Source organism: Loktanella sp. IMCC34160 (assembly GCF_004145845.1).
In the GTDB taxonomy this organism is placed as follows: Bacteria; Pseudomonadota; Alphaproteobacteria; order Rhodobacterales; family Rhodobacteraceae; genus SELP01.
The window spans coordinates 178,320-191,948 of sequence record NZ_SELP01000007.1 but is presented as its reverse complement, the minus strand read 5'-3'; the positions used below and the strand labels follow the sequence as shown (position 1 = coordinate 191,948).

Below are 13,629 nucleotides of genomic sequence, written 5' to 3'. Positions count from 1 at the left end.
ATCAGGAATGCGCGGTAGCGCTCCTTTGGATCACGCCTTTTCAGGCCAGAACGCCGACCGGCCCGGCCTTGGCACCGTTTTCCAGCAGCCCGAACACATAGTGCCCGACCGAGCGGAAACAGACCACGTGGAAGGTCTCTGCATCGTCGAGCCAGAAGGCCCCCGCGACCTGTGCCATGCGGGTCCGGCGGAAGTCCCCGGCGCCAAAGGCCGCCGTGGACAGGTCCACCGGCGCGATCTTGGCCAGTACCTCGCGCGCGGCCACACCGCCCGACAGGGTCAGGCAGGCGCGGGCGTCGGACACGTTGACGGCCATGAAATGGCCGCCCGCCAGCGCGCTTTCCAGTTCCGCAACCGCTGCCGCGGCCTCGGCATGAGGCACCACGATCAGCAGTTCATCCGGCGACATCCAGCAGGCGCCCTTGCCCCCGGTGACGGTGGATTTGCGCACCCCCGGCACGGGCTGCCCGGTGATCTTCTTGACCGCCGTTTTCAGCTTGGCCGCCGACAGGTCGCCCCGCAGGGTGACCATGCCGACCGGGCCCGCATCGCGGACGGTGACGCCGTTGTGGGTGGCCTCTGCCCCGTTCAGGAAACTCACAGCCTCAGACATTCTGCTTCTCCCCGTCCTTGTCGTAGAACACCTGATCCACGATCTTGGCTTTGACAAAGGTGCCGTCACCCTTGGTGAACTCGATCACGTCGCCCATGCGGTCCGGCCCTTTGTGGACCAGCCCCATGGCAATTCCCCGGCCCAGCGTCGGCGAGAAATAGGTCGATGTGACCCGGCCCTGCACGTTGCGCTGACCATTGGCGTTGTCGCCCGGTGCTGGGGCATAGGCCCCGTCCGGAATGACCGACCCGTCAAGGGTTTCAAGGCCCACCAGTTTCCAGCGGTCGGGGCTGGCCATATAGGACCGTTCCTGCGCCCGCTTGCCCAGATAGTCCTCTTTCTTCTTCGAAATGGCCCATTCCATGTTCAGGTCCTGCGGGATGACGGTGCCATCCGTTTCGTCCCCGATCATGATGAACCCCTTCTCGGCCCGCATGATGTGCAGGCATTCGGTGCCATAGGGCATCACCCCGAATTCCTCGCCCGCCGCCAGCAGCGCATCCCAGAAGGCGCGGCCCTGGCTGGCCGGAACGGCGATTTCGTAGGACAGTTCGCCCGAGAAGGAGATCCGGTAGACCCGCGCGTTGAACCCGCCGATCTGCCCGTCTTTCCATTCCATGAAAGCGATGGACTCTTTCGACACGTCCATGCCACCCAGCTTTTCCAGCACCTTGCGCGCGTTGGGGCCAACCACGGCGACCTGCGCGAACTGTTCGGTCGCGTTGGTCACATAGACCTTCCAGTCCCACCATTCGCACTGAAGCCAGTCTTCCATCCACGCGTGAATGCGCTCGGCCCCGCCGGTGGTGGTGTGGCACAGGAAGGTGTCTTCGTCGATCCGGGCAACGACGCCGTCGTCGATCAGGAAACCGTTCTCGTTGCACATCAGCCCGTAGCGACATTTGCCCGGCTTCAGGGTCGACATCATGTTGGTATACATCATGTCGAGGAACTTGCCCGCGTCCGGCCCTTTGACGATCAGCTTGCCAAGGGTCGAGGCGTCGAGCAATCCGAGGTTGCGACGGGTGTTCTTCACCTCGCGCATCACCGCGTCATGCACGCTTTCTCCCGACCGGACAAAAGCATAGGGGCGGCGCCAGTGACCGACCGGTTCAAAGTCGGCGCCGTTGGCCTCGTGCCAGCCATGCATCGGTGTCTTGCGGATCGGCTGGAACAGCTCGTCCCGGGCCTCGCCACCGATGGCACCCATGGAAATGGGCGTATAGGGCGGGCGGAAGGTGGTGGTGCCGGTCTGCGGGATCGCCTGATCCAACGCATCAGACAAGATCGCCAAGCCGTTGATATTGCTCAGCTTGCCCTGATCGGTCGCCATGCCCAGCGTGGTATAGCGCTTGGCGTGTTCGACGCTTTCGAACCCTTCGCGGGCCGCAAGCTGCACGTCCGAGACTTTCACGTCGTTCTGGAAATCCAGCCAGGATTTCATCCGCAGCTGGATCGGTGCGCCCTGCGGCATCAGCCAGACCGGGGAGATCGCGCCTTCTTCGGCGTCGGACCCGGCCGGGGCCTTGCCTGCCTTGGGCTTGCCGCCCGCAGCCTTGACCGCGGCCTTGGCCTGCGCCACGGCGTCCTCCAGCACGGCGGCGGTGCGCAGGTTGCCATTGGCGGTGCCCGCAGCTGCGACAAAGGGCTGGCCCTTGTCGCCTGTCGGGGCGCGGGACGGATCGGGGCGGAACATCGCCTGCGCCTCGTCCCAGATCAGCTTGCCGCCGCAATGGGACCACAGGTGCACCACGGGCGACCAGCCGCCGGACATGGCGACCGCATCGCATTTGATCTCTTCGATCACAGCGCCTTCGCCGGCCTGCAGGCAGATCGCCACGCCTTCGACGCGCTTGCCGCCCTTCACCTTGGCGATGCCCTTGCCCATCTCGACCCGGATACCCTTGGCGCGGGCCGCGTCGGCCAGCGGCCCGGCCCCGTCGGTGCGGGCGTCGATGATGGCGGGCACCGAGAGGCCCGCATCGACCAGCGCGATCGCGGTGCGATAGGCATCGTCGTTGTTGGTGACGACCACAGTGCGATCCCCGATCGACACACCCCAGTTGACCACATAGTCGCGCAGGGCGGCGGCCAGCATCACGCCGGGGATGTCGTTGCCGGCAAAAGACAGCGGCCGTTCGATGGCGCCGGTTGCGGTGATGATCTGCGTCGCGCGAATGCGCCACAGGCGGTGACGCGGACCGTCCTGATCCGGGCAATGATCGGTCAGCCGTTCGTAGCCCAGCACATAGCCGTGGTCATAGACCCCAGCACCCATGGTGCGGGCGCGGATGGTGACATTCTCCATGCCTTCAAGGGTTTGAACGGTGTCTTTCACCCAGTCATCGGCGGGTTTTCCGTCAATCTCGGCCCCATCCACAACGGCGCGGCCACCCCAGTGGTGGGTCTGTTCAAAGATCGTGACCTTCAGGCCCGACTGCGCCGCTTCCAACGCGGCGGCAAGGCCCGCGATCCCGCCACCGATCACCAGAACATCGGTGAAATGGTAGAAATGTTCGTAGGTGTCGGAATCCCGTTCCTTGGGCGCCTTCCCCAGACCGGCCGACTGCCGGATGAAGGGTTCATAGACGTGCTTCCAGAACGGACGCGGGAACATGAACATTTTGTAGTAGAAGCCCGCAGGCAGGAAGCGCGCGAAATGGGTGTTGATCGCGCCCACGTCGAACTCAAGGCTCGGCCAGTGGTTCTGCGAGGTGGCATAAAGCCCGTCGAACAGCTCGGTCGTGGTGACGCGCTGGTTCGGTTCGAACTTGCCGCCCTGCCCAAGGTTCACCAGCGCGTTCGGCTCCTCGCCGCCCGAGGCGACGATCCCGCGCGGGCGGTGATATTTGAACGACCGGCCGACCAGCATCTGGTCGTTGGCCAGAAGCGCCGAGGCGAGCGTGTCGCCCTCGTAGCCCTTCATGCGCTTGCCATTGAACTGAAACTCGACGGGCTTGGCCTTGTTCACAAGGCGGCCGCCGTTGGAAAGCCGGGTGCTCATTGAAACTCCCTCCACGACCAGCCGGGGTGTTTGGCGCTGATCTTGTCCTTGATGTCCTGGGGCGGCTCGTGCGTCTGGGCCGGGTAGAAACCGAAGAATTCCAGCGTGTTGGTGTCGCGGGCCGCAAGGAACCACTTGCCGCAGCCGTTCACATGCCGCCAGCGTTCGAAATGCACGCCGCGCTTGTTTTCGCGCATGAACAGATAGCCTTCAAACTCGGCATCCGTGGACCCGGGGCCGAAGCGCTTCAGATGCGCCTCTCCGCCCGCGTGGAATTCCGTCTCTTCGCTTTTCACCCCACAGCAGGGGCATTCGAGAATAAGCATTGTCCTGCCTCCTTAGTGGGCGACGCCAGCGGCGACGCTTTCGTCGATGAATTTGCCTTCACCGAACCGCCACATGCTGAATTCCTCGGTCAGCGGCGAATGGCCCTTGGCCATCAGTTCCGCCATGGCCCAACCGGACCCCGGAATGGCCTTGAACCCGCCGGTGCCCCAGCCCGCGTTGATGAACATGCCCTCAACCGGGGTTTTCGACAGGATGGGCGAGCGGTCGCCGGTCACGTCCACGATCCCGCCCCATTGCCGCAGCATCTTCAGCCGGCTGATGATCGGGAAAGTTTCGTTCAGGGCGCGGACGGTTTCCTCGATATGGTGGAACGATCCGCGCTGGGTGTAGTTGTTGAACCCGTCGGTGCCGCCGCCGATGACCATTTCGCCCTTGTCGGACTGTGACATGTAACCGTGCACGGTGTTGGCCATGACGACCACATCCATGCAGGGCTTGATCGGTTCGGACACCAGCGCCTGCAGGGCCACGCTTTCGATCGGCACACGGAAGCCCGCCATCTCGGTCAGGACCGAGGTATTGCCGGCGACGATCCCGCCCAGCTTGTCACAGTCGATGGACCCGCGGTTGGTGTCCACGCCCTTGACCTTGCCGCCTTCGGTGCGGATCGCGGTGACTTCGCATTTCTGGATCACGTCCATGCCCATGTCGGAACAGGCGCGGGCATAGCCCCATGCCACGGCGTCGTGCCGGGCGGTGCCGCCACGGGCCTGCCACAGCGCGCCCAGAACCGGATAGCGGGGGCCGTCGATATTGATGATCGGCACCAGTTCCTTGACCCGCTGCGGGGTGATGAATTCGGTCTTCACGCCCTGCAGGCTGTTGGCGTGCGCGGTGCGCTGGTAGCCGCGGATTTCATGCTGGGTCTGGGCCAGCATCATCACGCCGCGCGGGCTGAACATGACGTTGTAGTTCAGGTCCTGCGACATGGTCTCATACAGGCTGCGCGCCTTTTCGTAGATCGCCGCCGACGGATCCTGAAGGTAGTTCGACCGGATGATGGTGGTGTTCCGGCCGGTGTTGCCGCCGCCCAGCCAACCCTTTTCAAGGATCGCCACATTGGTAATCCCGAAGTTCTTGCCAAGGTAGTAGGCTGTGGCGAGCCCGTGCCCCCCCGCGCCGACGATGATCACATCGTATTTCTTCTTCGGTTCCGGGCTGCGCCAGGCGCGTTCCCAGCCGGTGTGATAGCGCAGCGCCTCGCGGGCGACTGCAAAGACGGAATAACGTTTCATCCTTGGCGAATCCCTTCCAGACATTCAGGGGGTCAGTCTGGCCCTTATCGGCGCGTGGGCGTCGCATCTGTCGATTCCCAGCGGCGAAAACACCCCGTTATGCGACATTTGCGGCGCCCTTGCCCCGCGCGGGGTTGGGTCAGGGGGACGCAGGGCCGCCTTTGCCTCTTTTCCGCGGGGCGCGGGGGGCTTAGGTAGGGGCGGACAGACCCTGAAAGGTGGCCCATGCTGTTCTGGATACTCGCGGTCCTTCTGACCCTTCTGACCGTGTCTTTGCTGGTCCTGCCGATGCTGCGCGGCGGGGACGGTGTAGAAGCCGCGGATGACCCGGCAGCCAAGGATATGGCGATTTACCGCGACCAGCTGGCCGAGGTGGAGCGCGACCTGGCCCGGGGCGTGCTGGACGAGGCCGAGGCCGAGCGGACCCGGACCGAGATTGCCCGCCGCCTGCTGGCCGCCGACAAATCCACCCGGTCGGACGGGGCCGAGGCGCCGCAGGGGATCACACGCGGAACGGTGGCAGTGACGGCCCTGCTTCTGGCCGGAGGCACCCTTGGTCTTTATGCATGGTTGGGCGCCCCCGGCGCGGTCGACGTGCCCCATGCCGCAAGGATCGCCGCCAGCGCCGAGATGCGGGAAAACCGCCCCTCGCAGGCAGAGCTGGAAGAGGCCGCCCTGCCGCTGATGCCTTTGATCAATGCCGACGAAGACTATCTTGCCATCGTCAACCAGCTGCGCGAGATCGTCCCGACACGGCCCGACGACCTGCAAGGCTGGCTGCTTCTGGTCCAGCACGAGGCCGCGCTGGGGCAGTTCGCCGCCGCCGCGCGGGCGCAGGAACAGGTCGTTCGGATCAAAGGGGCCGGGGCCGAGGTTGAAGACTATACCGTGCTGCTTGACCTGATGGTCGGGGCGACGGCGGATCATGTCTCGCCCGAGGCCGAGGCCCTGATCCGGCAGATCCTTGATATGGACGACCGCAACATCACCGCCCGCTACTACCTTGGACTGCTTTACGACAAGACCGACCGGCCCGACATTGCCTTTCGCCTGTGGCGCGGCGTGATCGAGGAAGGCGACGCCGACACCTTTCACGTGTTCCAGGCCCGCCAGCAGATCGAACGGACCGCCTGGCTGGCCGGGGTCGACTACACCCTGCCCCCCGAACGCGGCCCCAGCGCCGAGGATGTGGCCAATGCCGCCGACATGACCGACGAGGACCGGCAGGCGATGATCGAAGGCATGGTCGCGCAGCTGTCCGACCGGCTGGCCAACGAAGGCGGCACGCCCGCCGAATGGGCGCGGCTGATCAATGCGCATGGGGTTCTGGGCAATACCGAACAGGCCGCCGCCATCTGGGCCGAGGCGCAGCAGGTCTTTGCCGCCTCGCCCGAGGCCGTGGCCACGATCCGCGCCGCCGCCGAAGCCGCCGGGGTGGCCCAGTGATCTGCGCCAGCGCCGAAGAATTTGCCGCCGCCCTGCCCCGCCACGGCGCGGTGGCGGGCCTTGATCTTGGGACCAAGACCATCGGTGTAGCGGTGTCGGATGGGCTGCGCAGCGTGTCGACCCCGCTGGAAACTATCCGCCGGGTGAAATTCACAACCGACGCGGCGGCGCTTCTGGCTATCGTGGCCAAGCGCGACATTCAGGGGCTGGTGCTTGGCCTGCCCCTGAACATGGACGGAAGCGAAGGACCGCGCGCCCAGTCGACCCGCGCCTTCGCCCGCAATCTTGAACGGTTGACCGAGATCCCGATCGCATTCTGGGACGAACGCCTGTCCACGGTTGCGGCAGAAAGGGCACTGTTGGAGGCGGATACGACCAGAAAACGTCGCTCCGAGGTGATCGACCACGTGGCCGCAGGTATTATCCTGCAAGGCATGCTGGACAGGCTGGCCTTCCTGAAGGGATAGCGCGGTGACAAAGCCGGAAATAAGTGACGAGATCTGGAAGCGGGCCGAGATCGACAGCCCCTGCGTGAAGATTTGCGTTGTGCACCCGGCGGCGCGTTTGTGCACCGGCTGCCTGCGGTCCATCGACGAGATCGGACGCTGGAGCCGGATGACCCCGGAAGAACGCCAGACCATCATGGCCGAACTGCCCGCACGCAAGCCGCTGTTGGTGCAGCGGCGCGGCGGACGTCAGGCGCGTCTGGATCGGCGGTAACTGCCGGGCCTACTCGTTCAGGCGGGACATGGAATCGATCAAGTCACTTAGAAACTCGGTCGCTTCCTCGGCGGTCTCGAAATCCGGCGGCAACCCTGATGACACGGCCTCGCAAATCAGCCCGACAAGGGTATTGCGACCCCAGCCGCCATCAATGGCAACCCGGTAAAAGTCATGCGCAGCGAGCCGGGTCTGGATCGTCCGCCGCTGCAATTCGTCATAGGAATTGAAGGCAGAAATTAGGGGCCGAGCGTCATCGGCCCGCACAGCCTCTCCTGCGTGCCATGACCCATACCAAGCCCGCCCGTTTTTGGTCCTGACGGCCCCTGTTCCCTCTCGCTGTTCGTGGATGATATCTCCGCAGTAGAACGCCCCGTCCTCGTAGCGAATTATCGCGCGACCATGCTTTTCCCCGTCGATCCAGTCGCCCGCGTAGGAATAGCCGTTTGAGGCGGTCAGAACGCCGTATCCATGACGTTGGTTAGCGGCAAACGTCCCGACATAGACAGTTCCATTGGACCAAGTTGCCGTGCCTTCCCCCGCCATCTGGCCATCTAGGAAGTCACCCATGTAGGAACCCCCATCAGGGAAGGTCAACGTGCCCTCGCCCGAAGGCCGTCCCTCTAAAAACGTGCCGACATAGATCGACCCATCCGGGAAGACCGCGCGCCCGGTCCCGGTCGCTTCGCCCTCAAGCCAATCGCCTTCGTAGGTATACCCATTGGGAAGCGAAAAGGTCCCGGTTCCGTGACGCTGACCGTCAAGAAACTCTCCGGTATAGACCGCTCCGCCTTCGTAGGTTTCGGTGCGAATCTCAGGGTCCGGCAAGGCTTGGTTCGGTAACGAGAGGCAAGCAACGACTGCGAGCATGCGTAAGTTCATGAGATGCACCTCGAGCGCGGGCCAAATCCCGGTGTTGGGACCTGGCCCGAATACTTCGCCGCAACCACCGCCTGACTTTGCCCGACTCTAGGTCAGGAATGGCAATCCGTCTATCCTCGCGCCTGCATGCCCAATCGAACGAAAGCTTAATCAGCCTTCAGCCAGTCGCGCGGGTCCGGGAAGCAGGGCCGGAAATAGGCCATCATCCGGCCTTCGTCGGGGATGGTTTGCCCCGCCTGCCACGGCGCGACGCCATGGATCGCCAGCCTGTGGACCAGCACGGCCTGCCCCGGCTCCAGCGGCACTTCGGTGCGGTGGCACATCTCGAACACCTCGGCGCGGGCATCCTTGTAGACCTCGGTCACATCTATGTCGGCCCACATCGCGGGCGGCAGCCCGGCAAAGGCGGTCATGAAGGCATCGCGGATGATCTCGTGGCTGCCTTCCCAGACGACCAGCGGGCAGGCTCGGGCCGGGGTCAGCGCGATCCCGAGGATATAGGCGTGGGGTTCGCGCAGGTGCCGCCGCTTGTCCGGCCCTTCGGCCAGAAGCCCGTCCAGATGGGCGGCGTCCCGACGCGCCCGAAACCGATGCGCGGCATCGCTTTCGCCCGCGTCGCGGCCCGGATAGCCCCGGTAGACGACGGAGAGTTGCGCCGGATGCAGCGGGTGGATCGTGGGCACGATCCCTTCCCAAGCTCCGCGCAGAGGAACATTGCCGATCTCGCCCTCAGGCCCCGTCGGCAGGGCGTCGACGCCTACGAACCAGGTTCGGTCATGGCGCAACCACTTGGCTTGCATCGCCGGGTCCGCCGTTACCTTTCGGGCCGCCTCCCGGGCCGCCTCGGCCCATTGACCCGTGCGCGGATCGGCGGGCAGGACGGCGAAGGACCGCTCGGTCAGGGCGTCCATCACCATCCCAGTGCCTTGCGCAGCATGTTCAGCGCCACCAGCACAAGGAAGGCCCCGAAGAAGCGTTTCAGCCGCCCGGCGTCCGTCTTGTGGGCCAACGTCGCCCCCAAGGGGGCCGTGATGAGCGTCATCGCCACCACCAGCCCGAAGGCCGCCACGTTCACCGCCCCGATGGTGAAGGGCGGAACATTGTCGATATCGACCAGAAGGAACCCGGCAACCGAAGGGGCCGCGATGATCACCCCGAACCCGGCGGCTGTGGCCACCGCCCGGTGGATTGGCACGCCGAACAGGGTCATCGTCGGCACGCCGAACGACCCGCCCCCGATCCCCATCAGCACCGACAGGAACCCGATCACCGGGGAAAAGGCCAACCCTTTGATCCCTTTGGGCATTTCACTTCCCAACCGCCAGCTGGATTTGCCGAAAGCCATGTAGAGACCGATGGCGATCCCCAAGCCGCCGAACACCCCCTGAAGCACGGCCGACCGCAGGCTTGAGGCCACCAGCATCCCCAGGATCGCGCCTATCACGATCCCCGGCGCGAAACTGCGTAGGATCGCCCAATCCACCGCGCCCTTCTTGTGGTGCGCCATGACCGACCGGATCGAGGTAACGATGATCGTGGCCAGCGAGGTCGCCAGACAGATCTGCATCAGCTGCGGCCCGTCATATCCCAGCCCGGCAAAGGCATAGTAGAAGGCCGGGACCAGAACGATCCCGCCGCCGACGCCCAAAAGCCCGGCAAGCACCCCGGCAATCGCCCCGATCACCAAAAGCAGCCCGCCCATCTGGATCAGCATCATCGTATCTGGCATCGGTCATCCCCCATGTGTTGCGACTTGATGCCCTGCCCCGGTGAAATGGGCAAGACACCATCCGCGTCGCCGGGGGTGGGGCATCAGGCCGTCGCGCGGCTTTCCAAGAGCTTGGTCAGCCAGTCGGGGTCCATTTCCGGCACCGAGGACAGAAGCAGTTCGGTATAGGCCGGGTGCGGCGGCGACAGGATGTCGTCCTTGATCCCCTGCTCGACCACCTTGCCCTGGAACATCACGACGATCTCGTCGCTGATCGCTTCGACCGTGGCGATGTCATGGGTGATGAACAGGTAGGAAATCCCCTTGTCTTCCTGCAGCTTCATCAACAGCCGCAGGATCCCTTCCTGCACGATCTGATCGAGTGCCGAAGTGACCTCGTCGCAGATGATCACCTCGGGGTCCGCGGCCAGCGCGCGGGCAATGCAGATCCGCTGTTTCTGACCGCCGGACAGCTCGGAGGGCAGCCGGTCGTAGAAACTTGCGTCCAGTTCGATTTGTTCAAGCAGTTCGACCACGCGGGTTTCCAGCGCCTTGCCCTTAAGCCCGTGATAAAACTCCAGCGGGCGGCCGATGATTTCCCCGACCGTCTGGCGCGGGTTCATCGCGGTATCCGCCATCTGATAGATCATCTGGATGCGCCGCAGCTGGTCCTTGTTGCGCCCGGCCAGCGTGGGCGGCAGCGGATCGCCGTTGAAGGTCACCTGCCCTTTCATCGGCGGCAAGAGCCCGGTGATCACCTTGGCCGTGGTGGATTTGCCCGATCCGGATTCGCCCACGATGGCGACGGTCTTGCCCCGTGGCAGGCGGATGTTCACATCATGCAACACCTGCACCTTGTTGCCATAGGCCGCATCGACCGTGTCGATGGACAACACGATGTCCTCTGACTTTTCCGCAGGTTTGCGCAGCGACCGCACCGACCAGAGCGATTTGGTATAGTCCTCTCGGGGGTGGTCCAGCATCGCGCGGGTTTCCGCCTCTTCCACCTCTTCCCCGTAGCGCAGCACCTTGATGGTGTCGGCCATCTGGGCCACCACGGCAAGGTCGTGGGTGATGTAGATGGCGGCGGTGTTGAACTCTTCGACGATCTTGCGCATCGACATCAACACTTCGACCTGAGTGGTCACGTCCAGCGCGGTAGTGGGTTCGTCAAAGATGATCAGGTCGGGCCGGGGCGACATGGCCATGGCGGTCATGACCCGCTGCAACTGCCCGCCTGACACCTGGTGCGGGTAGCGGTCGCCGATGGTGTCCGGGTTCGGCAGGGTCAGCGCCTTGAACAGCGTCCGGGCATCCTGTCGCGCCTCTGCGTCGGATTTCAGCCCTTCGCGCACGGTGGCCCCGACCGTCTGGTCGATCAGCCGGTGGGCCGGGTTGAAAGAGGCGGCGGCGGATTGCGCCACATAGGTCATCCGGGTGCCCCAAAGCTTGCGCTTCTGGCTTTCCTTCGCCTTGGCAAGGTCGATGCCGTCAAACAGGATCGACCCGCCGGTGATCCGGCAGCCCGGCTGGACATAGCCCATCGCGGCCTTGCCCAGCGTCGATTTCCCCGCCCCGGATTCCCCGATCAGGCCCAGGACCTCGCCCCGGTGCAGGGTCAGGTCCACGCCCTTGATGATCGGGTTCCACTTTTCGTCGGCATAACCCTCGATACGGATGTCCCGCATTTCCAGAAGCGGCGTGCCTTTGGGATCAGTGTTCATCGCGGATACCACTTGTCTTGTGCAGGAACCAATCGACGACGAAGTTCACGGCGACGGTCAGGATAGCGATACAGGCCGCCGGAAGCAGCGGGGTCAGCCCTGCCTTCAGGTCGAACTGCGCGAACTGGATCAGGTTGGCGGTTTCCCGCACCATCGTGCCCCAGTCGGCCGTGGGCGGCTGGATGCCCACCCCAAGGAAGGACAGGGCGGCGATGGTCAGGAAGACAAAGCAGAACCGCAGCCCGAATTCGGCCACCAGCGGCGGCAGGATGTTGGGTAGGATTTCGCGCCGCATGACCCAGCCCAGCCGTTCGCCGCGCAGGCGGGCGGCTTCGACATAATCCATGACCGCGACGTTCACCGCGACCGCCCGGGTCAGACGGAACACGCGGGTGCTGTCCAGCAGTGCGATGATGATGATCAGCGAAATCGCCGAGGATCCGAAGATCGACAGAAGCATCAGCGCAAAGATCAGCGACGGGATCGCCATGAACACATCGATGCCCCGGCTGATGAACTGGTCAAGGTAGCTGCGGTTGATCGCGGCGATCAGGCCAAGCCCACCGCCGATTATGAAGGCCAGAACCGTGGTTGCCAGCGCAATGCCGATTGTGTTGCGGGCGCCATAGATCAGGCGGGTCAGGATATCGCGACCGATCTGGTCAGTGCCGAACCAATGTTCGGCGCTCCATGGCAGGTAGGACCCGAAGGAACTGTCCGCCTCGCCATAGGGCGCGATCACCGGGGCCAGAATGGCCACCACGACATAGAAGGTGATGATCAACATGCCCGCGATTGCGGTCGGTGGGGCCTTTTTCAGGGTCAGCCAGATACGCTGGGCACGGGTCCGGCGGGTCTTGACCTGGCCGACCTCGGCCGCGGCCGAATAGGATTGATTGGTCTGGGTCATTTCGGATGCAGGAGCCTCGGGTTGGTGATGATGCCGATGATGTCGGCGGTCAGGTTCAGAAGCACATAGGTCGCGGCGAAGATCATCGCGCAGGCCTGAACCACGGGAATGTCACGCGAACTGACGGCGTCGACCATCAGCTGCCCGATGCCGGGATAGACAAAGACCACCTCGACCACGACAACGCCGACGACCAGATAGGCAAGGTTGAAGGCAATGACGGCTGCGATCGGCGCCCAGGCGTTGGGCAGTGCGTGTTTCATGATCACCCGCGCCGGCGGTTCGCCCTTCAGTCGGGCCATTTCGATGTAGGGGCTGGCCAACAGGTTGATGATGGCCGCGCGGGTCATCCGCATCATATGCGCCACGATCACCAGCGTCAGGGTCAGGGCCGGCAGGGCCGTCGCGTAGACCCGGTCCCAAAAGGGTGTTTCCGCCTGCACGTTGGCAAGGCTTGGAAACACTGGCCACAGGGTCGCGAACAGCAGGATCAGGATGTAGGCGACGAAGAATTCCGGGAAGGAGATTGTCGTCAGGGTCGAGGCGCTGACCGCCTTGTCATAGAAGGAGTTGCGCCACAGCGCGGCGGTGATCCCCAGAAACAGCGCCAGCGGAACCGAGATGATCGCCGCAAAGCTGGCCAGGAACAGCGTGTTGGCCAGACGTGGCGCCACAAGATCCATCACCGGGCGCGACCGGTCCACACCGGATGCCGCCCTGCCCGAGAAAGATGTTCCGAAATCGCCGGTCATCATTGACCCGAGCCAATCGAAGTAGCGCAGCACCACCGGCTGATCGAGGCCGATCTCGCGCCGGAAGGCGGCCACCGTTTCCTCGGTCGCGGCCTGTCCCAGCACCGCCTGGGCAAAGTCGCCGGGCAACATGCTGATCGAGGCAAAGATGATGACAGAAACGATAAGCAGTGTGATTATCCCAAGGCCGAGGCGCTTGAGAATCGTCGTCAAGATTGGATGCATGCATCCTTCTCCCTGTGTTCCCTGTCCCGTCTCCCGTCAGCCGAAAACGGCCGATCTTGGCG

13 protein-coding genes are annotated in these 13,629 nt (G+C 64.1%); 3 read left to right on the top strand and 10 right to left on the bottom strand.

The window, feature by feature from the left end; genetic code table 11:
* Window positions 1-40: 40 nt before the first annotated feature.
* The 4 genes from EU803_RS16835 to EU803_RS16820 are packed head-to-tail and all read right to left on the bottom strand — an operon-like array spanning window position 41 to window position 5,200.
* Window positions 41-613 (bottom strand): sarcosine oxidase subunit gamma family protein, encoded by a 573-nt coding sequence (locus EU803_RS16835; protein ID WP_129684987.1) that lies wholly within the window; start codon window positions 611-613, stop codon window positions 41-43.
* Complete coding sequence (locus tag EU803_RS16830) at window positions 606-3,617, bottom strand: sarcosine oxidase subunit alpha family protein (RefSeq protein WP_129684985.1); 3,012 nt, start codon at window positions 3,615-3,617, stop codon at window positions 606-608. The genes EU803_RS16835 and EU803_RS16830 overlap by 8 nt, the downstream gene beginning before the upstream one ends.
* Window positions 3,614-3,943 (bottom strand): sarcosine oxidase subunit delta, encoded by a 330-nt coding sequence (locus EU803_RS16825; RefSeq protein WP_129684983.1) that lies wholly within the window; start codon window positions 3,941-3,943, stop codon window positions 3,614-3,616. Before EU803_RS16825 ends, EU803_RS16830 begins: the two co-directional genes overlap by 4 nt.
* 12 nt (window positions 3,944-3,955) lie before the next feature.
* Window positions 3,956-5,200 carry a sarcosine oxidase subunit beta family protein gene (locus EU803_RS16820; protein ID WP_129684981.1) on the bottom strand — a complete coding sequence of 415 codons (1,245 nt, stop codon included), beginning with the start codon at window positions 5,198-5,200 and terminating at the stop codon, window positions 3,956-3,958.
* A 225-nt stretch (window positions 5,201-5,425) separates the two neighbouring features.
* Here EU803_RS16820 and ccmI point away from each other — a divergent pair, with 225 nt between their 5' ends.
* From ccmI to EU803_RS16805, 3 genes are read left to right on the top strand one after another with little or no spacing between them, the layout of a single operon-like run.
* Complete coding sequence (ccmI, locus tag EU803_RS16815) at window positions 5,426-6,646, top strand: c-type cytochrome biogenesis protein CcmI (protein ID WP_129684979.1); 1,221 nt, start codon at window positions 5,426-5,428, stop codon at window positions 6,644-6,646.
* Window positions 6,643-7,113, top strand: coding sequence for a Holliday junction resolvase RuvX (ruvX, locus tag EU803_RS16810; RefSeq protein ID WP_129684977.1), 471 nt, complete (start codon window positions 6,643-6,645; stop codon window positions 7,111-7,113). The genes ccmI and ruvX overlap by 4 nt, the downstream gene beginning before the upstream one ends.
* Before the next feature lie 4 nt (window positions 7,114-7,117).
* On the top strand, window positions 7,118-7,366 hold the full coding sequence (locus tag EU803_RS16805) for a DUF1289 domain-containing protein (protein WP_242494401.1): 249 nt from the start codon (window positions 7,118-7,120) through the stop codon (window positions 7,364-7,366).
* Between the two features lie 9 nt (window positions 7,367-7,375).
* On the opposite strand, the gene EU803_RS16800 is transcribed toward EU803_RS16805, so the two are convergent.
* From EU803_RS16800 to EU803_RS16775, 6 genes are all read right to left on the bottom strand, one after another.
* Window positions 7,376-8,236 (bottom strand): hypothetical protein, encoded by an 861-nt coding sequence (locus EU803_RS16800; protein WP_207209232.1) that lies wholly within the window; start codon window positions 8,234-8,236, stop codon window positions 7,376-7,378.
* 158 nt (window positions 8,237-8,394) lie between these two features.
* On the bottom strand, window positions 8,395-9,165 hold the full coding sequence (locus EU803_RS16795; RefSeq protein WP_347400089.1) for a hypothetical protein: 771 nt from the start codon (window positions 9,163-9,165) through the stop codon (window positions 8,395-8,397).
* Entirely contained in the window at window positions 9,159-9,977 is an 819-nt protein-coding gene (locus EU803_RS16790; RefSeq protein ID WP_129684973.1) for a sulfite exporter TauE/SafE family protein, read from the bottom strand. Before EU803_RS16790 ends, EU803_RS16795 begins: the two co-directional genes overlap by 7 nt.
* A gap of 83 nt (window positions 9,978-10,060) precedes the next feature.
* Entirely contained in the window at window positions 10,061-11,680 is a 1,620-nt protein-coding gene (locus EU803_RS16785) for an ABC transporter ATP-binding protein (RefSeq protein WP_129684971.1), read from the bottom strand.
* Window positions 11,670-12,590: an ABC transporter permease gene (locus EU803_RS16780; RefSeq protein ID WP_129684969.1), complete on the bottom strand. Its 921-nt coding sequence runs from the start codon at window positions 12,588-12,590 to the stop codon at window positions 11,670-11,672. Before EU803_RS16780 ends, EU803_RS16785 begins: the two co-directional genes overlap by 11 nt.
* A complete protein-coding gene (locus EU803_RS16775) occupies window positions 12,587-13,567 on the bottom strand; it encodes an ABC transporter permease (protein WP_129684967.1) in 981 nt (326 codons plus the stop codon). Before EU803_RS16775 ends, EU803_RS16780 begins: the two co-directional genes overlap by 4 nt.
* Between the last annotated feature and the right edge of the window lie 62 nt (window positions 13,568-13,629).